Origin of the sequence: Vibrio sp. 14N.309.X.WAT.E.F5 (assembly GCF_030397615.1) — a bacterium.
Classification (GTDB): Bacteria; Pseudomonadota; Gammaproteobacteria; order Enterobacterales; family Vibrionaceae; genus Vibrio; species Vibrio lentus.
On the sequence record NZ_JAPNXR010000024.1, the window covers coordinates 16,483 to 37,650 of the forward strand.

Sequence of the window (21,168 nt, forward strand, 5' to 3'; positions counted from 1 at the left end):
GAGGATCTTCATAAATGATTCGCCTATTTCTTGCTTTACCGCTAGCGGGGGCATTGGGTCTAGCGCTGTTTTCTTTCATGGCTTGGATGGTTGATAATGGCCACCAGCGTTCACCAGACAACAGTGAGACGTTAAGTTTCAACATGGTGATGGTTGAAGCTGAACAAGAAGTCCAGAGAAGACAACGCGCAGTTCCTGAACAGCCAGAAATGCCAGAACCACCACCAGAAGCACAAACGTCTCAGTCACAAGCTGAAGTCACGCCTCTGAATTCGATGTCTTCACTGCCGTCATTGGATTTGAATACATCGGTTGATGGCCTAGCGATTAACGCACCGACATTCTCTGATTTTGGATCAAACCAACAGGCAATGCCTCTGTATCGAGTTGAACCTCGTTACCCAGCAAAAGCGCTTAAGCGTGGCGCTGAAGGCCATGTGATTATGTCTTTTACCATCGATGAAACGGGGCGCCCGGTTGACATTCAAGTCACTGACGCAAACCCACGTCGTATGTTTGAACGTGAAGCGATGAGAGCACTTAAAAAATGGAAGTATCAACCGAAAGTCGTCGATGGAAAAGCGATAGCTCAGGTTGGTCAAACCGTGAAACTAGAGTTTAAGTTGGCAAAATGATGAAACAGATATGGATATTAGTGGGCTTGTTGTTAATGCCCCTTACAACACAAGCAAAAGAGCTAACTCAATATACTGCTATTCGTGTTCAAAAGGCGCACAAGCTTGCTCAAGATGAACAGGTTAAGCAGGCGATTGACGTACTTGCAGGCTTGGAGCTTTCTAAAGGCTACGATAAAGCGTACGTAGCTCGCATGCTTGGTGTGTTTTACTGGCAAGATGGTAAAACCGACACGGCAATTAAGCAGCTTACTTATGCGGTCGACAGTAATTTACTGGTGGATGAACAGGCTTGGGTAACGAAACGCATGCTTGCTGATCTATTACTAAACGATCAGCAGTTTAAAAAAGCGCTTCCGCACTATTACGAGTTAGTAAAAACTGCGCCAGAAAAGGAAAAGAAAGACACGCTTTGGATGCGAATTGCACAAGCTGAATATCAAATTGAAAACTGGTCAAAAGTACTGGTGGCCATTGGTAATCGCGACAAGTTCAATTCAAAACAAGAGCTATCACCTTTATCGCTAAAATTGGGTGCTCAGCTACAGTTAAAGCAGTGGAAACAGTCTATTCCGACACTGGAAAGCCTGATTGAACTTCAACCAGAGAAAGATAACTGGTGGCGTCAACTGGTTGGTATTCAGCTAAGATTAGAACGTAATCGTGATGCATTGAACACGTTAGCGCTGGCTGATCTACAAGGTGTTGAGCTGAAAAACTCAGATCGACGCTTGTTAGCACAGCTTTACGCGAAACGCGGCATTCCAGAACGCGCAGCACAAGAAATTAGCAAGCTAGATGATGCGAGCAGCGACGTTCAACTTCTAGCAGAGCAAGCAACCTACTGGCAGCTAGCGAAAGAGTGGGACAATGCGATTGAAGTGTGGACGTTAGCGTCTAAAAAAGACACTCAATATCATTGGAATGTGGCTCAACTATTGGTTCAGCAAGGTTACTACGACCGAGCGCTGGTTGTTTTAGACAAAGTGAAAGACAAAAACAAACAGGCTGACGTTGCATTAGCAAAAGTGCGCTCATGGTATAAGTTAAAGAACCTAGACAACGCGCTTGCTCAAGCTAAGCGTGCTAACAACATTGAACCCTCCTCTGAAGCGAAAGGTTGGATTAAGTATCTGACTCAGCTAAGAACTGTGAGTGATAACGGAAACGTCTAACTGCTCATAGCAAACAGAAGACAAGAAGCTGCACATAAGAAATACGAAAAGCAAAGGGTGTCATTTGATGGTTCAAATGACACCCTTTTTCAATTTGTCTCATAATTTAGTCGGCTAGAGTCCATCTAGTTTTATTGTAGTGTTGATCGATTACGGATCGCACATCGCCCCACTAGACGTTGCACTTTTAATTATTCCATTGCTGTCAGCGATCCAGTTAATAGTGCAATCACGAGAAGGGTTTTTAAAAGCGTACAGAGTGCTACCATCCTCTAATGTTTTTTGAGTCTCTTTCCATGCAAACGTTCGTGATTCCCAAAAGCTGATAGGCCGTGAGCGTTCGGTTAGGTAGCGTTCTTGTACTTCGGCTATGTCTGAACCTATGTACTTCTGGATATGTTCTTCCGTGCTGGCCACTTGGCTACTGCACGCTGTTATTAGCACAGCAAAAACCAAAACAACAATAATACGCATGTCAAAATCCCTTTAAGCTTATTTAGCTCTCTTTCGTCGGTTGTTGATTCTACTTGTTGGCAACGTACATCCACTGACGAATTTATTGTTTGTTGATCTTTAAAGTGAACCAATCGCCGAATAGTCCCAATTCTCAATCGTTAAAGCCACTATTGCTACCTTAAACTAATCTCAATCAAGCATGTTGAGATTGAGATTTTTTGAGGCTTGAGCTTGTTATCAGTTAGCTCAAATACAACTTATCGATTGCCTCTAATACAAGTTAGCAAGAATATGCAAACAGTTCGATTAATTCCCATGTAATGTTATGTAAATTTCCTTACGCTGCTCGGCAAACGTAAACAATGTAAATTGAATGCCAATACGAATGATTATCAACTAAATTGTCGCCATAAAATTTATAGGTATTGGTTTGTATGTCGTTAAAAAGTAGGGCGGTTCAATCATGGGCTCGTCGACTTCATGTTTATATTTCAATGGCGCTTCTGTTCGTTGTTCTTTTCTTCTCAGTGACAGGTATCACCCTTAATCGACCTGAGTTATTTGAATCAACACAACCCAATATCCAACGGTCTACGTTAACGCTTCCTACAAGTTTATTTTCAATCCAAGACGGGCGATTAAAAGCCGATGAAAAGGCCTTTGAAACGTTTCTGTTTGAAGAAGCCAACCTATCTGGCGTTCCTTCAGGTTTAGACATCTACGCAGAGATTGAAGGCGGTGAGTTACTCATCGGTGAAGTGTCTATGGACTTCAAAGGACCAGGCTACAACGCTTCTGTGTTCGTTGACGTGACGTCTGAAATGGTGGAAGTCGAAACCACCAATTACGGCGTTATCGCACTGTTGAACGACCTACACAAAGGGCGTAATAGCGGTGAAGTTTGGAAATGGTTTATCGATATCACTGCGCTACTGATGATCTTCTTTGTGCTTACTGGCGTGTGCTTACTGTTACCTAAGAAAAAAACGCTCAATACCTCCATTAAATGGACGGTATTTGGGTCTGCAATCTCACTTGCTATCTATTTTGTCGCCGTACCTTAACCCTCCATTAGGTTGATGAGTCTGCTTGATGAATCAGCTTGAAGAGCGAACTAAAGGTTAAACGGATTTAAAAGGTTGTTAAACATGAAAAAAATGAACTGGAGCAAGGCGCTTCTTGCTTTATCTCTTTTGCCAAGCCTAGGTATGGCACAAGCGATCCCTGATACGGCAAAACTTGATGTGAACTTTAAGCTTCCAAAGATTGATACCTCTATGTACGCGCGTCCTTATGTGGCGGTGTGGGTAGAGAACAGCGAACGAAAGTCAGTGAAAACCATTGAGCTGTGGGTCGGTAAAGATGAATGGCTTAAAGATTTACGTAGCTGGTGGAGAAAAGTGGGACGTTACGACCGTGAACTCGTTGACGCTGTGACATCCGCAACGCGCCCAGCTGGCCAGTACCGTTTCGTTTGGGATGGTAAGAGCGATGATGGTCAAACTCTAGAACAGGGCGAGTACACGGTTCATATCGAAGTGGTTCGCGAACACGGTGGCCGTAATTACCTTCGTCAAAAAGTATCACTAACGGATACAAATGCTTCCTATGAGCTAAAGGCAACGGAAGAGACGGGTGAAATCACTCTGAACTACATCGCTAAATAGTAAGTGCGAATAGTAACTAGTAAGTACGAACTAAAACCAAGCTGAACAGAATAGACAGTGGTCATCGTAGGCTCAGATAGAGCGACACGGCTAACAATTATAAATAATGGAATTGAACATGATGAAACAGACAAAAATTAAGGCACTTGCACTAGCAGGTGTTATGGCGTTCGGACTAGCAGCAACGACTACAGCGCAAGCTCACCCGCGTTGGATCCTGCCGTCTCATTTTACCGTGTCTAAAGAAGGTGGTGACTGGCTAACGTTCGACGTGACTGCGTCTCATGGTACGTTCGTTTTCGATAAGCCAGCAGGCAGTGAAAACGCTCATGTCATCATGCCAGACGGTCGCAGCGAGCGTCCTAACTTTGTTATTCGTGGTAAACGTCGTTCAATCTTTGATTTCTACTTCGAAGAAGAAGGTACGCACAAAGTTGCGATAAACAATGAGCCTTCTTACTACACGCAATACAAAGCGGGTCGTCGTGACACAGTGAAATGGGTCAAAGCAAACAAAGCGGAACGTGATTCAGTTCTTCCTGAAAAATCGCGTGACGTGGTAACACAAATCAGTTTCACCCGTGCAGAAAGCTACATCACAGTGGGTAAGCCATCGGATTCAGTATTTAAGATTGAAGGCAAGCTACTTGAAATGAAGCCAGTCACGCACCCTTCAGACATCATTGAAGGTGAACCGGTGACTTTCCAATTCTTCTACAACGGTGAAATCCAGAAAGACGTGAAAGCGGAGATCACTCGTGAAGGCACACTTTACCGTAACCACCAAGAGCAGATTGATGTTGTGAGTGACGAGAACGGTGAAATTACCTTCACTCCAGACGTAGCGGGTCGTTACGTAATGAAAGCGAACTACAAAGGTGAGTTGATTGACAACCCGCTGGCTGACAAAGCAAGCGCGAACGTTCACCTAACGTTCGAAGCACTGCTTCAATAATCTGTGATATCAGGGCTCGATCCCTGATTAAGCAACCAAAAATCTTAAGGGCTCATTTGAGCCCTTTATCGCTCAGTTTACTTCTGAGAATTTGCACTGTGGCTAGGGTACGAACCATGACAATAAAAACAAAACTAAAATCGATAATGACTCCATGCTTGGCACTGGGACTTGGTTTCGCTGCATTACCTGCGCAAGCACACTTTCCACTGATGAGTTGCTGGTTTGAAGGCAAAACCGTGGCCTGTGAAGCGGGTTATTCTGATGGCAGTAAAGCGATTGATTACGCGGTTGAGATGTACGATTACGAAGACAACTTGATTGCAAAAGAGATGACGGATAAGCGTTCTATCGTCGAATTCCCAAATCCTGACACTGAGTTTTACCTTGTATTCGATTCAGGCCACGAGTTTCCTGTTGAAGTCGACGTTGTTGAGATCAGCGAAAAATGATGATTCAAGGCGTACGTGCTGATACGGGTGGCAGAGAAGGTAAATGGGTAGGGCTGATCATTGTATTCATCCTGAGCTTTGCCACGCTCGCGATCCCATTTCATCAGGCAGAATCCCACGTGAAAGCGGTACTTGATCATCAAATTCTGGTGACCGATGTTGAACAAGAAAACTTGGCGATGCTATCAGAGCTACGTTTGGCGCATGAAGAGATTCGCGACCTGCGTATGGACTCAGACGGCGAATGGCCAAGTGTTATGTCACTTAAAGATGAATGGGTCGCGCCTTTTGTTGAAGACCAGAGTTGGAAGCGCAAAGGTTCTCATACTTGGTTATTGGACGAGCGTGGTTACTACTTTTCTACGCCAAGTGAACACGCTACATCAAGCGAATATGCTGCACAAAGCGAACATGGCTTTGCAGACTCGTTTATTTTAAACGCGAACAGTGTCTCTCCTGAAATCTGGATCTACTTCGGTGGTGTAGCAAAACAGCCTACTCGATTTGATGAAAATACACTGGAATCAGCAGGTTGGAAATTGGTGGTGAATGAGTCAGAAGTTGCTGATCAGCATGATGCTTCTTCTCATTAAACAATCCGGTTTACAAAAATGCTCACTAATAATAAGAGATTTACTATGCGAATTATGACTCTATTGATGTCGTTATTGGCGGTGTTAATGACACCCAATGCATTGGCAAAAGAATACAAGATCGATAGCGACAAGCTGACGATTGGCATAACCCTTCAGCCTTATTACAGCTACGTAAAAGCGGTGGTCGGTGACAAAGTGAACATCCTTCCATTGGTTGATGCTGGCTTTAATCCGCATAACTACTTGCCACAACCGAATGATTTAAAGCGATTGAGCCAGATGGATGCGATCGTGGTAAACGGTATTGGTCACGATGACTTCGCGCTTAAGGTGATTTCAGCCGCGCAACGTGATGACTTAGTGGTTATCGAAGCAAACAAAGAAGTGCCTTTGCTTCCTGCATTAGGCCAGTCTGTTGGTCAAGGTGCTGTGAACCCGCATACGTTTGTTGGGCTCTCGACAACGATTCAAAAGGTTTACACTATCGCGAGCGAAGTCTCTAAGCTCGACCCTGACAATGCGGCGTTTTATCGTAAGAACGCGCGTAAATACGCCAAGCAATTTCGCTTTATGAAGCGCGATGCGATGTTGTCATTAGGCGAACTCGATACATCAGGCATGAAGGTTGCTACCACCCACAATGCGTATGGTTACATCCTTCAAGAGTTTGGTGTAGATGTGGCGGCGGTAATTGAGCCGGCACACGGTGTTGAACCAAGTGCTAGCCAACTGCAAGAGACGATCGAAAAGATCCGCGCGTCGGGTATTGATGTTCTGTTCTATGAGCTCAACATGCCAAACCGTTTTGTTGACACCATTGAAGCGGAAACGGGCGTTCAGCTTTACCGTTTCTCTCATATGACGCACGGCGAATATGAAGACGACAAAGTCGCAGTTGAAATGAAGAAGAACCTAGAGACGTTAATCGAAGCAATGAAGTTTGCGGCGGCGAACCAAGCTAAAAGCGGGAACGCATAATGCTAGGTCCATCAATTTCAATCAATCAACTTGGTCTGCAATACGACAACAACGTCATTCTTGACGATATCTCATTAGAACTTAAAGCAGGTCAGTGCCATGTGATCATGGGGCCAAACGGCGGAGGTAAAACCTCTTTGCTGCGTTCTGTTCTTGGTTTGACGCCTTTCTCTGGGCAAATCAATATTCATTGGCCAGAAAAGCCGAGTATTGGTTACGTACCTCAAAAAGCGACCTTCGAATCGAGCTTACCCCTGACGGTAATGGATTTCGTACTGCTTAACCAAACTCGAATTCCGCTATTTTGGCGTCGTAAGTCTAAGCAGTTGGATCTCGCATTAGCGCAATTGGAGCGTGTGGGAATGGCGACTCGTAGCGACCGCCGTATGGGTCAGTTATCGGGTGGCGAGCAGCAACGTGTGTTGTTTGCACAAGCGCTATTGGATAACCCAAGTTTGTTGGTGTTGGATGAACCTACGACTGGCATGGATGAGCAGGGCGTTCGTTATCTTGAATCTCTGATTCGTGAATGTGTTGATGAAGGTCGTACGATTCTTGCCGTTCACCACGATGTAACCGCAGTACGTCGCCTTGAAGCGAATGTACATGTTGTGAATCGATTCTTAGTTGATAGTGGCCCACATGAACAAGTGCTGCACCCAAGCAAAATTGAGAGCCTGTTCCAGCACTACAGCAGTGGCTCTGCCATGACCAAATCGAAGGAGGTTGCGTAATGGATTGGTTACGACAACTTGCCATTAGTGGTGTGGAAGCGGGCTGGTTATCAGACAGTTTCATGTATGCCTTTATGGTGAATGCTCTTGTTGCAGCGTTATTGCTTGGTCCTCTGTTAGGTGGCCTTGGTACTTTGGTGATTGCCAAGCGTTTGGCTTTCTTCTCAGAAGCCGTTGGTCACGCAGCATTAACCGGCATCGCTATCGGTGTTTTGCTTGGCGAGCCACCAGAAAACCCAATTATTGGTCTGTTTAGCTTCTGTATGATCTTCGCGCTGTTGCTTCACTTTGTAAGAAATAGAACCAACGTACCATACGATACCTTAGTCGGTGTGTTTCTAGCGCTAGCGTTGGCAGTAGGTGCGGCGTTATTGATGTACGTTGCTCGTAAGATCAACATCCACATGCTTGAAAACGTATTGTTTGGCTCGATTCTTACCGTAACAGACCAAGACTTAGCGATTCTTGCAGGCAGCTGCGCGATCATCATCTTGCTCTTGATACCGACGTTCAACCGCATTCTCTTGACTTGTATCAGCCCTGATATTGCCAAGGTTCGTGGTTACAACACCAGTTTCTACGACTACCTGTTTGTCATGATGATCACTCTAGTGACAATTGCAGCCGTAAAGATCGTGGGCGCGGTTTTAGTGGGTGCGTTATTGCTGATTCCAGGTGCGACCGCTCGATTGCTGACTAAACGCATGGGCAGCTTTGTTTTACTGTCTGCGTTACTGGCAACCATCGCGTGTTTGGTGGGAACGGTATTACCGATGGAACTTAAACTTCCAGTGCCATCAGGCGCTTCAATCATCATCGTTTCTGCAACGTTTTTCCTAGCAGCAACGCTATACCGAATTGTAAGAAAGGCATAATCATGACCTCTTTAATGAATCGTATTTCAAGTTCAGTGAAGGCAACGACTCAAGCTGGCGCACTAAGTAGCCTATTGTTGGCTGGCTCAATGGTGTCTATCAGCGCTAATGCCGAGGATATCCTCACCAGTACGCCTGTGACTTATGCCTTGGCGACAGAGCTAACCAAAGGCACCGACATTACGACCGAATACCTACCACCAAAACGCTACGGCATTGATCGTTTGCCTAACTGGTTTGGTACTAAGGGCTCAAGTAAGGTGCTTAAGTCAGGTGAAAAGGCGACCGTTGCAGTAACACTGTCATCGATCTGGCAAGCTGACCCTACGTTTGTATACGCAAGGCAGGGCAACATCCGTTTGGTAGAGGTGGATGCGGCTCAAGCGATTACTCCACGCGCACAAGGTGTCGCTGCGCTGACGTTATCGAGTGGTGATGTGTCTAAGTTCGCGTGGTTAAACCCAACTAACTTAACGCGCATGGCGGCAATTGTGGCTGACGACTTTAAGTTATTGTGGCCAACGCAAGCAGAGACGATTGATAGCAACCTACAACGTGTGATGTTGGATGTTCGTGAACTGATCAACAAGCAGCAAGCAGTATTGCTAGATAACGACGTAGATTCAGTATTGCTGCTTTCAGAAAGCTTGGAAGATTTCGCCTCTGGTAGTCAGCTGTTTGTTGAAGAGCGTATGTTTAAAGCAGAACTGGAATGGACAGAGGAAGATAAAGCGAAGCTTAAAGCGATGTTTTCAGAGGACGACGCGCTATGGTTAGTCACAGCGAAAAAGCCTACGACTTTGATTAAGTCACTGGTGCCTAATGAGCGGATTCTTGTTGTTGACTCGGTAGACCGTTGGGGAAGAGCAGGGATTAATGCAAAAGCGCCGTTCGCACGTTGGGAAGTTAAACCATTCAAAGGTTAATTGAATAGCTAAGTCGCTAGGTTAATAAGGTAGGATCAAAAAAGCAGCCCAAATAGAGGCTGCTTTTTTCGTTCTTGTCTAATGGCTTTGTTCGGAGAGCTAGACAAGAGTACTGCGAGTTTACGATTTACTCTGCAGCTTTTGTCTCTTCAGTTTCGATACCAGCTTCTTCAGATTCAGTAGTTACTTCTACAGATCCTTCTGCTTGTTCTAGAGCGGCTTTCGCTTGCTCTTCAGCTTCCATTTTTGCGCGATCAGCTTTAGAAATATAGCGAGGCTTGTTGCTACCATGCAGTTTAGAATTCGCCTGTTTCTGTCTTTTCTTTAGAATTTGATTGATTTTTTTCTTACGGTTCATTGCTGCATAGCCTTGTATTTAGTTTATGCGGTGGAGGATAATCATTTTAGATCTAGAACTCAATATTTACATGGTATTCAGCAAGGAAAATATCACTATGCAGGCAGTCGAGACCGCTCGTTTACGATTAAGAATGATCACACCTCAAGATGCGGCGTTTATCCAGCGATTATATAGCTCAGAAGATTTCCTGCGTTACATCGGAGACAAGGAGAACACTGATACTGACAAGGCTGTTGAATACATCGAAAACAACATTCTCAAAATGCATCAAGAGAAAGGTGTGTGCTTATTGGTGGTTGAAATTAAAGATTCCTCAACGCCAATTGGAGTATGCGGATTAATCAAACGAGATAACTTAGAGTCTCATGACATCGGCTATGGTTTTGTCCCTGAAGTCTATGGCCAAGGTTTTGCATTGGAAGCGGCACAAGCGATAATGGAACAAGCTAAGCATAATGCTGATATCGATCATTTAGTTGCCATCACAACCTCTGATAACATTCGAAGTATCGCACTACTGACTAAGTTAGGTTTCGTGTTCGAACGAGTTGAAGAGACGATTAATGAAAGCGTCAATCTCAACCTGTACGGTCTCTCATTAGGTAATTAATCATGTTCCAACATAACAACATTCTACAAGGCGAACTCACAACGGAGTACAAAACCGTTATTGCGATGGTGCACATCTACTGTAAAGATCACCACGGTGCGGTTCGTCAGAATAACGCGTTATGTGAAGAGTGTGAGCAACTGTTGCGTTATGCAGAGACACGACTTGATAGATGCCCTTATGGCGAAGCAAAGCCGACCTGTAATAAGTGTCCGATTCATTGCTATAAACCTGACCCGAAAGAGCAGATGCGTTTAGTGATGCGCTATGCAGGGCCAAGAATGCTACTTAAGCATCCGATTTTAGCGATCAGGCATTTGATTCATGAGAAACGGAAAGTGCCAGAGAAGCCACTGCCGAATGTGTCTAATCGACATATCCGAATGAACAAGAAGTAACTGGCGCTTTAAATCAGTTACTGACGAAACGAAAAAAGGTCTGATTTCTCAGACCTTTTGATTTTATATCGATGTCTTAACCTAGAACGTAAGAGATTACGCCGCTTGAGGCTCTTCGTAGGTAACCGTCAGGTTATTGATCCAGCGTCGGCTCAAGTATCGGTGTGAACAGATGGCCAGTTTCACCGCTTCTTCTACCAACATCAGACCATAGATGTATTTGAAATCCCATCCAGCGACAAATGCGCCGTAAACACACACTGGAATGCCAACCATCCACATAGCGATGAAATCCATGCGTAGGCAGAATGCATTGTCACCACCAGCACGAATAATTCCGTTGATGATTACCATGTTTAGCATGCGAATTACGACAGCAAAGCACATGATCATCATTGCTGGCGCGGCGAGTGGGTATAGTTTCTCGTTTGTTAAGTTAAGCCAACTCAATACGTGCTCTTTGCCTAGGAAGAGGAGAAGGCCGACAACTGCACCAAATCCAATTACTGCCTTTATGAACGTTAGGCCCATGCTCATCGCGTCATCAAATTCATCACGGCCCAGCGAATGGCCAAGCAATACTGAACACGCTACCGAAATACCAAAAAATATTGAGTAACACAGCGATTCGAACGGCGCGAGCATCGAGAAAACCGCCAGCTCTGTTGTGCCCATGTGACCGAAGATCATTTGGTATGCCATAGTACCCATTGCCCACAACACGGCATTCATGGTTAGCGGCAATGCAATACGTCGGTAAGACAGCCACAGTGACGGACGATGTGGTGAGCTTGGAGTGGTTAACAGCCAATGTTTACGCATACGCATGTAGCTATACATCAAGCCCACTTGAATCAATCGCGCTAAGGTTGTCGCCAATGCCGCACCCGCAACGCCCATTGCTGGAATGCCGAAAACTCCTTTAATTAGAATGAAGTTAAGTGCAATGTTGAGTGCAATGGTAACACCACCTAACAATAGTGGTGTTACAGTGTCACCTGATGAGCGCATACTTGCTTCTACCACGACCACAATATGAGTCAGCAGCAGAACAGGGAAGCCATACCAAAGGTAAGTTGCACCAAGTTCAATGACAGTTTGATCGCTGGTTTGCAACATCATTAAAAACTGGGATCCAAGAGTGATGATTGCAGTGACAGGCAGCAGAATTTTTAATCCAAATACCATTGCGATAGATGACACGGTACGCGCACTTTTTCGGTCATTCTTTCCCCAGTATTGAGCGACTAATGTTCCGTTTGCTGAGGCCAACCCTGCCATAATCATAATAGCAACGAAGTGCCATTTTGATGCAATTCCCACAGCCGCCGCTGCTTCCATGCCAAAATCACTGACCATTAATACGTCAGCAAGGGCAAGAATAGCAACCAGCGCACTTTGCAAAGCAACAGGTAAACCAAGCTTAACGATACGAGGTAAGATACTCTCTGGCTTGTTATTCATAGATGAGTTAGGGTTGATGTTAGTTGTCATAAGCTCTCCGATTTATGGCAGAACTATAGTGATTTGAGCGAAGTAACAACATGTTTAAAAAACAACAAAACCTGTGCGAATCCGTCATTGAGACTATGAAGCCTAAATCAACTTGGCATGATGATGTTTTTCTCGCGGAACATTGCAAAGAACGTTTTTTGACCGTTGAAGATATCCCAGAAATGAAAAGCTGTGGTGTTTACATGGGTGGCATGGCGAAGTTATATGACGCGTATTGGGTTGAACGTGAATCCGTAAACGTTCATACGCTAATTTTTACTCAAGAAGGGGGCGGAATCCTAACCACCGCAACCTCAGTACAAGCGATTACGCCATACACGCTGGTGGTTCTTCCTGCGGAAACCCCATTTCGCTTTGAACTAGATCCTCAATACAACTATTGGAAAATGGCGTGGATGCTGACGCCCGATACCCCGCAATGGCAGCATATTGCGAGTTTAGGTCAGAACATTGTGCCTTTTGGACAGTGTGAACAGATCTGGTCGCTGATGAATTTGGTTCACTTTGAAATTGGTGGCCGTGCAAGTTACAGAAAACTGCTCATGAGCGAGATCATTCGAACCTTAACGGGCTTTGAGCCCAAATCGACTAGCACCACGGCACGTGTTCAGGCGTTATACAACGAAATCGAGAGCAGTCTGCATTTAGCGTGGACAGTATCTGGTATGGCCGAGCGTGTGTTTATTAGTGAAGAGCAGTTAAATCGAGTAACGAAGTCGCTGTTCAATGTTTCTCCGCGCAGCAAATTGATTCAGTTGAGGATGGACAAAGCGACCAGTTTGTTGAAGCAGCAAGATTGGTCGGTGTCGATGATAGCCAATCGTCTAGGCTATAAAGACCCATATAATTTCTCACATCGCTTTAAAAAGCATTTTGGTTTATCGCCAAGTCAATATCGAAAGAGTCATCGGGTCTCAGGCTAAACAGTGGGACTGTTGAAGCATCAAATCTATACATAATATAAAACAGTGTTCATTTACAACATCTAATAACGGCGCAATGCAGTAAATTTACTGTATTGTTCGCCGCTGACGTTATGTACTTTCCTCCTACTTTTATGACCATGGTTAAGGCTTACAAAATTAGAGGTTAGTGATGCCACAAGATGCGACAGAGATACTCGACTTTGAATCAGACAGAAAAATCGTAATTAATATGAGAGAATTCCATACGAAAACGAAACTTGTCCGAAAAGCTGGCTGTGGTTCGATTGTCGGGACGTTATCCGAGCCTCATCGTAAGGTACTTTTTTATCTTTACGAGAATAAAGGTGAGGTGATCAGCAAGGATATTTTGAAGCGTGTTGGCTGGGCTGGCAAGTCTGTCACTTCGGCTTCTGTGCTTGTGGCTATTTATGAAATACGCGGAATGATAGACTGTAAATTCATCTACACCATACCTAATGAAGGTTATATGTTAGAGACTGACTCCTGCTGTTGATAATCTGTTCATATTCTAATAATAAAAATTTAATCTCTTTACCGTATACGCCACTTTCATTATCTTCGATTTTAAACGTCCATTTATAAGTGACGTTATTAAACACATCTCTTAATGAAGTTGTGTCGTTGGTTGCTCTGTTAGGGAATATGAATATGGATACTTACCCAGTAATTGAAGGTAATAAAGTTGAAAGCAATGCGGTATTGGAGGTAAACGGTAAGGTTATTGAGCTAAATACGAAGCTCATACGAAACGTTGACAATGGTTATGTGCTTGGAACGATGCCATTAGCGTACAGAAAAATCATTTTATTTATGAATCGGCATCGCGGACAGTTATTCAGTGTTCGTCAGCTTAAGAATATCGGTTGGGAAAGTGAGAAAGTCACAAATTCATCGGTAATTGTCGCTATTTCTGAGATACGCTCAATTTTAGGTGATGGTTTGATCTTAACGATCACTGGTGAAGGTTACGTTTTCCAGCCTTAAATAGCATTTGCTTCAGCAGCGTTTTCGTCATTAACATAGTTTTGATAAATCGAACGATTTCAATATATTGAGCGTTAGTCCCCCCTACGTATCAAAAAGGGCGCTTCCTTCAGGCTAATAGCCTTTAGTGAAGAGCCCCAATAATATCGACTCGTTTAGAATGGTCAGAACTGTTTAACCAATTATCTACCATTTACTCCCTGCGATTTACTCATTACCTGCTATATCACTCGCCAGCAATCTGTAGAGGAGAGCGCTTTAGGCTTGCGATTAACATGTAAATCGTTGTCGCTAGCAGAGACGCAAACAGGTAAGTAAATAGTCCTGCTTGAGAGTCCATAAAGCTATCTGCAACTAATGGCCCTGCGACTGAACCGATGCTGTAACACAACAGCATAACCTGAGTCACTGACACTAGATAGCTTGGGTCTAAGTTACGACAACCTAAGTTAATCGCAATTGGGTAAAGTGCGAATGTTGCCATGCCCAGTACGAATAGGCTCATGCCTAGTACGTAGAAATCATGGTTTATCGTTAGTACACCAATGCTTGCAACCCCTAGTAGGCTGAACAGAGCCATTAATAACACTTGTCCTATGTGGTGAGATAACCATGTCACCATCGGCTGAACAGCCATACCACCCACAATTACTAAGGCCATCAAACCACCAATATCTTGGTGTGCGATGTTGCGCTGAGCCAGTTCTACAGGCATCAAGCCATAAATAGAACCAAGTGTTAGCCCCGATACAATACAACCAATTAGTGCGCTGTGGCTCAGTTTGCTGATTTGCTTCAGTGATAGAGACTTAGCATCGTGAATTTGTGGTGCTGTCGCTTGTCCGTACATCAACACAATGATCGCACCAAACAACAAGGTGAACATTGCAATGAAAGGCACGCCGCCTGTAATACCAAGGTATCCAATGCCAAGTTGACCAACGGCAGAACCGCCGTATAGCGAACACATGTAAACCCCTAAACGTTTCGCACGCTGAGATTCATCACCGCTCATTAGCCAAGATTCTACAATCACGAAGATACCAGCAACAGCCACACCAGCCACAAAGCGAGCTAATAGCCATACCGCTTGGTGTGGGATCAATGGCAATACAAGGATCGTTGCAATGAAGACACTCAATGCGATGACGAACGCGTCTTTGTGACCAACGCGAGCGATCGCACGCTCAATCAATAACGTACCCGCTAAAAGACCTGCATAAAAGGCACTCGCCAACCAACTCGATAGATTACTGTCTAAGCCATACTCAGACAGCATTAATGGTAATGAACTCATTAAGTAGCCTGAAGCGATCGCGTAAAAAGACAATGCAATAACAGGAACAGTTATGCGAGTTGTTGGTTGGATGTTGTCCAATGCAGGAGCCTCTAAATAGTGAAAGAAACGATGAATTTTCCGCGACTATGGGGGAGAAACTGGATTGGGTAAAACGAATAAAAATGGTCGTGAAGATAAAAGAAATTTATCGTGTTTGTTGGCTAAAATACCGTTGTGATATTTCATGTTTTCGCGATATTTTCTGCGGTTAAATAGCCGATAAAGCGTTGTTCAAACGACTATTTAATTTGAAAGAGGGAGAGAGATTCGTTGTATTCACCAGATTTTAATTTAGGGCGTCTAATCGTGTTAGACCACTTCTTTTCGGTATTGTCTGGGCGAGCTTCCACTCCACTTGCGAAAGGCATGTCGAAAGTTAGCGCTGTCTGAAAACCCAACGCGCTCAGATATTTCTTCAATGCTCATTTGAGTTGAAGAAAGGTAGTGTCGAGAAAGGTGAAAACGAACGTGGTCAAGTATCTTCTGGTAACTCGTATCGACGGCTTTGAGGTGCCGGCGCAGCGTTCGAGAAGACATCCCCAATTCTGATGAAATAGATTCTATCGAAGGGTAACATCCAGGTCTCTCTAGCAGCATTTGAGAGACTTTTTCTTTTAGGCTGGTGGACGCACTGACTTTTGCCAACATGTCGTCACACGATTTCAGACACATCTGCAGTGTGATGGTATTGGCGGTAGGAAGAGGCGAGTACAAACTTGTTGCATCAAACTGCCATTCAAGGCGATCACTATTGAATTCAACGGGGCAACGGAAAATCTCTGTGTAGAGGTCGCCGTATTCTGGCTTCGGGTAAGGGAAGCGGATCACTTGGGATGGGAATGGCTGTTGCAGTACTTCTTCACACAGGCTTTGAATTGCGGTGAACCAATATTCGCAACAAAATGGCAGCAGCGAGTCCAAGTCGATCAGTTGCTCGGCTCTAAAGTATCCAACGTTATCTTCTACTGACATCGTTTTTCTAAGTACAGGGCCAGCAAGCTGCAGATATTTAAATCCAATCAGCAAAGCATCTAACAGCGTTTCACTACTGAATACTGCATAACCTAGAACACCAAAGTCGCTAAACCGTGCTTGTTGGCCGACTCTTAACCCTAAACCGCCTTCATCAGTATTCGCCAATGCGTTACTGAAAACCGCCAACTTTTGCGCCAAGGTAATGTGGGTGTCTGGCGTGTTGAGCTGCAGAGCATCAATGTTACTGCCTTCCAATAATGCTTCGATATTGAGGGCGGGTGACATATAGCGATGCAGTAACTGAAGATCAAGAATGCCGAATGCTTGCATATCGGGTTCATAGACTGCGGTGTATTCCATAGGATGCCTCTTGTTGAATATTGCCATCTTAACCGAACTCTTAACATTTTCGCTTGTCGCCTGTTCTCACTTTCCCAAGCTTGTTCAAATTTTTGCTTTGTGTGTGCAAGGTTTTACAAGGCTTGATAGAGCGGTGTCCGAATATCACCGGTTTTTGTCTTTTTGAAACCTGTTCGAAATGTTATTAAAATGTTGTAATTTGATGGATTGCATATTGGAACGTCTCAAACATTTTGCTCAATAACTACTATTTTGCTCAATAAATATTCTTACCTACATGACACGCCAATGTGCAGGCTTTGATAGCAATAAAGACAACACTTATTACAACGATTAAAACGTCTACGGTGACTGTGATTAACAGGTCTAAGCCGAATAAGGAGATCATGGATGCACAATCTTGCTGTTAACTTGGAGCGCAGCGCTTCGCTTTTTCCAACTAAAGCCGCTCTGCGTATGGGATCGGATGAAGTCAGCTTTTCTCACTTAGAACAACTTTCTGGAAACGTGGCCGCGAATCTAAAAAGACTCGGGTTAAAGAAGGGAGATAAGGTCGCGTTGTCGTGTCCGAACATCACATATTTTCCAATCGCTTATTACGGGATTCTAAAAGCGGGCTGTGTGGTGGTGCCTTTGAATGTGTTATTCAAGGCCAGAGAGATCGCTTATCACCTCAATGATTCAGATGCGAAAGCTTATTTATGCTTTGAGGGCAGTGAAGAGCTGCCAATTGGACGCTATGGATTACAAGGCTTCGAGCAGGCAAATCAGTGTGAACATTTTATTGAGATGCCAATCCCAACAAGCTCAGGAACTCCTTCAGAAGCACATCAGCAACATGAATCGATTACCGACTGGATGGCACAACCTTTGGCTTCGTTTGAGTCTGTGGCGTGCAATGGTGATGATACAGCTGTAATTCTGTATACCTCAGGTACTACAGGTCAGCCAAAAGGCGCCGAGCTTTCACACACCAACATGCAAACCAATGCGATGTCGTCACAATATTTGATGAGATTGGAATACAGCGATACGACAATGGCCACGCTCCCTTTATTCCACAGTTTCGGCCAGACCGTCATGATGAACGCGAGTGTGTTAACGGGTTCAACCATGGTATTGATTCCGCGTTTTGAGCCATCGTTTGTGATTGAGCAGATTATTAGCCACAAAGTCAGTGTGTTTGCGGGCGTACCTACTATGTATATCGCGTTGTTGCGAGCAGGAGAAGAGTCGTTAGAGCGCTCTGAACAAGTCAAACACAGCTTAAGGCTTGGCGTGTCTGGCGGTGCCTCTATGCCGCTTGAGGTTATTCGTCAATTTGAATCTCGATTCGAACTTCCAGTATTGGAAGGTTATGGGCTGTCTGAAACTGCGCCAGTTGCTACCTTTAACCATATTGATGGTGATCGCTTGTCGGGCAGTGTTGGTCAACCCTTGTGTGGTCACCTTATTAAGATTACAGACATTCAAGGTAACTCAGTCGCCATGGGTGAATTGGGCGAAGTTTGCATCAAAAGTCCAAGTGTCATGAAAGGCTACTATCAAAGACCAGAAGCCACGGCGGAAGCCATTAGAGATGGTTGGTTCCTAACCGGAGATATCGGACGCACCGATGAGCACGGCAACTTGTTCATTGTTGACCGAGTCAAAGACATGATTATCCGTGGTGGTTACAACGTGTATCCGCGCGAAGTTGAAGAAGTTTTGATGTGCCATCCTGATATCGAAATGGTCGCCGTTGTGGGTGAGCATCATGATCGCCTAGGTGAAGAGATTCATGCGCATGTGGTGCTTCATGAACATACACAATGTGATAGCGAAGCACTGATAGCTTGGTGTCGTGAACAATTAGCCGACTACAAATACCCTCGCAAGGTGTTCATTCGTAAAGCGCTACCAATGACGGCGACAGGCAAAATTTTGAAACGAGAATTACACCCACTAGAAATAGCGGAGATGACCAATGGATAGTTATGATTTTATTATTGTTGGCGGTGGTTCTGCGGGTTGTGTCATGGCTTCGCGGTTGTCGGAAGATTCGAATGTCACTGTTTGCTTGTTAGAAGCGGGCGGTAAAGACACGAGCCCATTCATTCATACACCGGTCGGCGTGGTGGCAATGATGCCAACCAAACTGAATAATTGGGCTTTTGAAACCGTTGAACAACCGGGTTTGAACGGCCGCAAAGGGTACCAACCGAGAGGTAAGACACTTGGCGGCTCTAGTTCTATCAATGCCATGATGTACGCTCGTGGGCACCGTTACGACTACGACACATGGGCAAGCTTGGGTAACACCGAGTGGAATTATGAATCGTGTCTGCCTTACTTTAAGAAAGCAGAAAATAACGAAGTCCACCAAGATGAGTATCACGGCCAAGGTGGTCCATTGAATGTGGCTAACCTTCGATCGCCAAGCCCGATGTTGGAACGTTACTTAACGGCGTGTGAGTCGATAGGGGTTCCTCGTAATGAAGACATCAATGGTGCGGCACAATTTGGGGCGATGCCGACTCAGGTGACTCAAATTAATGGCGAACGATGCAGTGCTGCCAAGGCTTATTTAACGCCAAACCTTGCTAGACCAAACCTCACTGTCGTGACCAAGGCAACTTCGCATAAGGTCTTGTTTGAAGGCAAGAAGGCGGTTGGCGTTGAATATGGTTCTAACGGCAAGCGTTACCAGATCCGATGCAACAAAGAAGTGATTCTATCCGCTGGCGCCTTTGGTTCCCCCCAACTGCTGTTATTGTCGGGTGTCGGCGCTAAAGGTGAATTGGAGGCGCATGGTATTGAACAGGTTCATGAGTTGCCTGGAGTGGGTAAGAACCTTCAAGACCATATCGACTTAGTACATTCGTACAAATGTAGTGAAAAACGTGAAACTTTCGGTATCTCGTTGCAAATGGCCTCTGAAATGACCAAAGCCTTACCGCTCTGGCACAAAGAGCGTCGTGGCAAGATGACCAGTAATTTTGCAGAAGGGATAGGCTTTCTCTGTTCAGAAGATCATATCGCCGTGCCGGATTTAGAGTTTGTATTTGTCGTCGCTGTGGTTGATGACCATGCCCGAAAAATACATACCAGTCATGGGTTTACCTCCCACGTCACCTTGCTACGACCGAAAAGCATAGGCACCGTAACGCTCAATAGTAGTGATCCTTATGATCCGCCTAAGATCGACCCTGCGTTTTTCAGTCATCCAGAAGACATGGAGATTATGATTAAGGGCTGGAAGAAACAGTATCAAATGCTAGAGAGCTCGGCGTTTGATGATATCCGTGGCAATGCTTTTTACCCAGTCGACGCAAGTGACGATAAGGCTATCGAGCAAGATATTCGTAACCGTGCGGATACCCAGTATCACCCAGTGGGAACCTGCAAAATGGGAGCTAATGATGACTCGTTGGCCGTGGTAGATAAAGACCTTAAAGTCTATGGGTTGAATAACTTAAGAGTCATTGATGCTTCTGTGATGCCGACATTAGTGGGAGCGAATACCAATGCGCCAACCATTATGATTGCCGAAAAAGTTGCAGATCAGATCAAAGATCAATACGGATTTAGCAAACAACAAGCTAAGCAACAAACCAATGAACAGGCAGAAGACGAGATGGTTGTATAATTAAGAGAAACAGAGATAACTGATTGATTTACAGTAGGTTAGGGAGTCTTATTTTGGTAAGGCTCTCTAACCTATTTTTTTGTACGCTTCTTCAAGCACCAGCTAAATCAAAAGCGATATAAAATACGGGTCTATTTGGTCAGAGCTTGATTAAGCCATTGATCAAATTGGCCTTTTGGTAACGCACCGTTAATCGTATCGACACGTTTGCCATCTTTAAACACCATCACCGTCGGAATACTTCTGATTTGGTACATCGCGGCAAGCTGTTGCTGAGCTTCAGTATCAACCTTAACGAATCGAACATCTCCAGAACGCTCTTTTGCAACGTCGCTGAACACGGGTGCGAAGCCCACGCACGGGTTACACCATGTTGCCCAGAAATCGACAACCACAGGCTGTGAACTGTTCAAGATAGATTGGAAATTAAGTGACGTTCCCTCGATAGGAGCACCATCGAGCAATGCTGTTTTGCATTTACCGCAGGTTGGGCTTTCTGAAATTCTTTCTGAAGGAACTCGGTTTACGCCATTACAAGAAGGGCAACATGTGTTGAATGTAGACATAACTTTCTCTTTTTATTGTAACTCCGTGTCTAACGC

General features: G+C 44.7%; 24 protein-coding genes. 18 read left to right on the plus strand and 6 right to left on the minus strand.

Annotated elements, in window-relative coordinates:
• Positions 1 to 14: 14 nt before the first annotated feature.
• Together OW495_RS20065 and OW495_RS20070 are read left to right on the plus strand one after the other, a co-directional pair.
• Complete coding sequence (locus tag OW495_RS20065) at positions 15 to 635, plus strand: energy transducer TonB (RefSeq protein ID WP_065105808.1); 621 nt, start codon at positions 15 to 17, stop codon at positions 633 to 635.
• The gene (locus OW495_RS20070; RefSeq protein WP_065105807.1) at positions 632 to 1,810 is read left to right on the plus strand and encodes a BTAD domain-containing putative transcriptional regulator; all 1,179 of its coding nucleotides are present in this window, start codon (positions 632 to 634) and stop codon (positions 1,808 to 1,810) included. The genes OW495_RS20065 and OW495_RS20070 overlap by 4 nt, the downstream gene beginning before the upstream one ends.
• A gap of 150 nt (positions 1,811 to 1,960) precedes the next feature.
• Here OW495_RS20070 and OW495_RS20075 read toward each other — a convergent pair whose 3' ends face one another.
• Entirely contained in the window at positions 1,961 to 2,284 is a 324-nt protein-coding gene (locus OW495_RS20075; RefSeq protein ID WP_065105806.1) for a hypothetical protein, read from the minus strand.
• A gap of 416 nt (positions 2,285 to 2,700) precedes the next feature.
• Between OW495_RS20075 and OW495_RS20080 the strand changes: the two genes are divergently transcribed.
• From OW495_RS20080 to OW495_RS20120, 9 genes are all read left to right on the plus strand, one after another.
• Positions 2,701 to 3,330 (plus strand): PepSY-associated TM helix domain-containing protein, encoded by a 630-nt coding sequence (locus OW495_RS20080; protein WP_065105805.1) that lies wholly within the window; start codon positions 2,701 to 2,703, stop codon positions 3,328 to 3,330.
• 84 nt (positions 3,331 to 3,414) lie between these two features.
• Positions 3,415 to 3,933: a DUF2271 domain-containing protein gene (locus tag OW495_RS20085; protein ID WP_017104776.1), complete on the plus strand. Its 519-nt coding sequence runs from the start codon at positions 3,415 to 3,417 to the stop codon at positions 3,931 to 3,933.
• 118 nt (positions 3,934 to 4,051) lie between these two features.
• Positions 4,052 to 4,888 (plus strand): DUF4198 domain-containing protein, encoded by an 837-nt coding sequence (locus tag OW495_RS20090; protein ID WP_017104777.1) that lies wholly within the window; start codon positions 4,052 to 4,054, stop codon positions 4,886 to 4,888.
• A gap of 116 nt (positions 4,889 to 5,004) precedes the next feature.
• Positions 5,005 to 5,340, plus strand: a complete 336-nt coding sequence (locus tag OW495_RS20095; RefSeq protein WP_102513890.1) for a hypothetical protein — start codon at positions 5,005 to 5,007, stop codon at positions 5,338 to 5,340.
• Positions 5,337 to 5,933, plus strand: coding sequence for a hypothetical protein (locus OW495_RS20100; protein WP_102513891.1), 597 nt, complete (start codon positions 5,337 to 5,339; stop codon positions 5,931 to 5,933). Before OW495_RS20095 ends, OW495_RS20100 begins: the two co-directional genes overlap by 4 nt.
• Positions 5,934 to 5,978: 45 nt before the next feature.
• A complete protein-coding gene (locus tag OW495_RS20105; RefSeq protein WP_065682499.1) occupies positions 5,979 to 6,914 on the plus strand; it encodes a zinc ABC transporter substrate-binding protein in 936 nt (311 codons plus the stop codon).
• Positions 6,914 to 7,648: a metal ABC transporter ATP-binding protein gene (locus OW495_RS20110; protein ID WP_102513892.1), complete on the plus strand. Its 735-nt coding sequence runs from the start codon at positions 6,914 to 6,916 to the stop codon at positions 7,646 to 7,648. Before OW495_RS20105 ends, OW495_RS20110 begins: the two co-directional genes overlap by 1 nt.
• Positions 7,648 to 8,523, plus strand: coding sequence for a metal ABC transporter permease (locus OW495_RS20115; protein WP_065206162.1), 876 nt, complete (start codon positions 7,648 to 7,650; stop codon positions 8,521 to 8,523). The genes OW495_RS20110 and OW495_RS20115 overlap by 1 nt, the downstream gene beginning before the upstream one ends.
• A 2-nt stretch (positions 8,524 to 8,525) precedes the next feature.
• The gene (locus tag OW495_RS20120) at positions 8,526 to 9,449 is read left to right on the plus strand and encodes an ABC transporter substrate-binding protein (protein WP_102513893.1); all 924 of its coding nucleotides are present in this window, start codon (positions 8,526 to 8,528) and stop codon (positions 9,447 to 9,449) included.
• Positions 9,450 to 9,576: 127 nt separating this feature from the next.
• Here the strand turns inward: OW495_RS20120 and OW495_RS20125 are convergent, their stop codons facing one another.
• Positions 9,577 to 9,807: a DUF2986 domain-containing protein gene (locus OW495_RS20125; protein ID WP_065105800.1), complete on the minus strand. Its 231-nt coding sequence runs from the start codon at positions 9,805 to 9,807 to the stop codon at positions 9,577 to 9,579.
• Positions 9,808 to 9,904: 97 nt separating this feature from the next.
• Between OW495_RS20125 and OW495_RS20130 the strand changes: the two genes are divergently transcribed.
• Together OW495_RS20130 and OW495_RS20135 are read left to right on the plus strand one after the other, a co-directional pair.
• Positions 9,905 to 10,420 (plus strand): GNAT family N-acetyltransferase, encoded by a 516-nt coding sequence (locus OW495_RS20130; protein WP_102513894.1) that lies wholly within the window; start codon positions 9,905 to 9,907, stop codon positions 10,418 to 10,420.
• A 2-nt stretch (positions 10,421 to 10,422) separates the two neighbouring features.
• On the plus strand, positions 10,423 to 10,818 hold the full coding sequence (locus OW495_RS20135; RefSeq protein ID WP_289887961.1) for a nitrous oxide-stimulated promoter family protein: 396 nt from the start codon (positions 10,423 to 10,425) through the stop codon (positions 10,816 to 10,818).
• 96 nt (positions 10,819 to 10,914) lie between these two features.
• Here OW495_RS20135 and OW495_RS20140 read toward each other — a convergent pair whose 3' ends face one another.
• A complete protein-coding gene (locus OW495_RS20140) occupies positions 10,915 to 12,312 on the minus strand; it encodes an MATE family efflux transporter (RefSeq protein WP_102513896.1) in 1,398 nt (465 codons plus the stop codon).
• A gap of 50 nt (positions 12,313 to 12,362) precedes the next feature.
• Here OW495_RS20140 and OW495_RS20145 point away from each other — a divergent pair, with 50 nt between their 5' ends.
• From OW495_RS20145 to OW495_RS20155, 3 genes are all read left to right on the plus strand, one after another.
• A complete protein-coding gene (locus tag OW495_RS20145; protein WP_102513897.1) occupies positions 12,363 to 13,256 on the plus strand; it encodes an AraC family transcriptional regulator in 894 nt (297 codons plus the stop codon).
• A gap of 172 nt (positions 13,257 to 13,428) precedes the next feature.
• Positions 13,429 to 13,773 (plus strand): winged helix-turn-helix domain-containing protein, encoded by a 345-nt coding sequence (locus OW495_RS20150; RefSeq protein ID WP_017109588.1) that lies wholly within the window; start codon positions 13,429 to 13,431, stop codon positions 13,771 to 13,773.
• A 155-nt stretch (positions 13,774 to 13,928) separates the two neighbouring features.
• Positions 13,929 to 14,264: a helix-turn-helix domain-containing protein gene (locus OW495_RS20155; protein ID WP_017109589.1), complete on the plus strand. Its 336-nt coding sequence runs from the start codon at positions 13,929 to 13,931 to the stop codon at positions 14,262 to 14,264.
• 226 nt (positions 14,265 to 14,490) lie between these two features.
• Here OW495_RS20155 and OW495_RS20160 read toward each other — a convergent pair whose 3' ends face one another.
• Together OW495_RS20160 and OW495_RS20165 are read right to left on the minus strand one after the other, a co-directional pair.
• Complete coding sequence (locus OW495_RS20160; RefSeq protein ID WP_102513898.1) at positions 14,491 to 15,642, minus strand: MFS transporter; 1,152 nt, start codon at positions 15,640 to 15,642, stop codon at positions 14,491 to 14,493.
• 270 nt (positions 15,643 to 15,912) lie between these two features.
• The gene (locus OW495_RS20165; RefSeq protein WP_102445850.1) at positions 15,913 to 16,938 is read right to left on the minus strand and encodes an AraC family transcriptional regulator; all 1,026 of its coding nucleotides are present in this window, start codon (positions 16,936 to 16,938) and stop codon (positions 15,913 to 15,915) included.
• 390 nt (positions 16,939 to 17,328) lie between these two features.
• On the opposite strand from OW495_RS20165, the gene OW495_RS20170 reads away from it, so the two are divergent.
• Together OW495_RS20170 and OW495_RS20175 are read left to right on the plus strand one after the other, a co-directional pair.
• Entirely contained in the window at positions 17,329 to 18,912 is a 1,584-nt protein-coding gene (locus tag OW495_RS20170; RefSeq protein WP_102513899.1) for a long-chain fatty acid--CoA ligase, read from the plus strand.
• Complete coding sequence (locus tag OW495_RS20175; protein ID WP_076670826.1) at positions 18,905 to 20,566, plus strand: GMC family oxidoreductase N-terminal domain-containing protein; 1,662 nt, start codon at positions 18,905 to 18,907, stop codon at positions 20,564 to 20,566. The genes OW495_RS20170 and OW495_RS20175 overlap by 8 nt, the downstream gene beginning before the upstream one ends.
• 131 nt (positions 20,567 to 20,697) lie before the next feature.
• Here the strand turns inward: OW495_RS20175 and trxC are convergent, their stop codons facing one another.
• Positions 20,698 to 21,132, minus strand: a complete 435-nt coding sequence (gene trxC / locus OW495_RS20180; RefSeq protein ID WP_102513900.1) for a thioredoxin TrxC — start codon at positions 21,130 to 21,132, stop codon at positions 20,698 to 20,700.
• Positions 21,133 to 21,168: the final 36 nt, after the last annotated feature.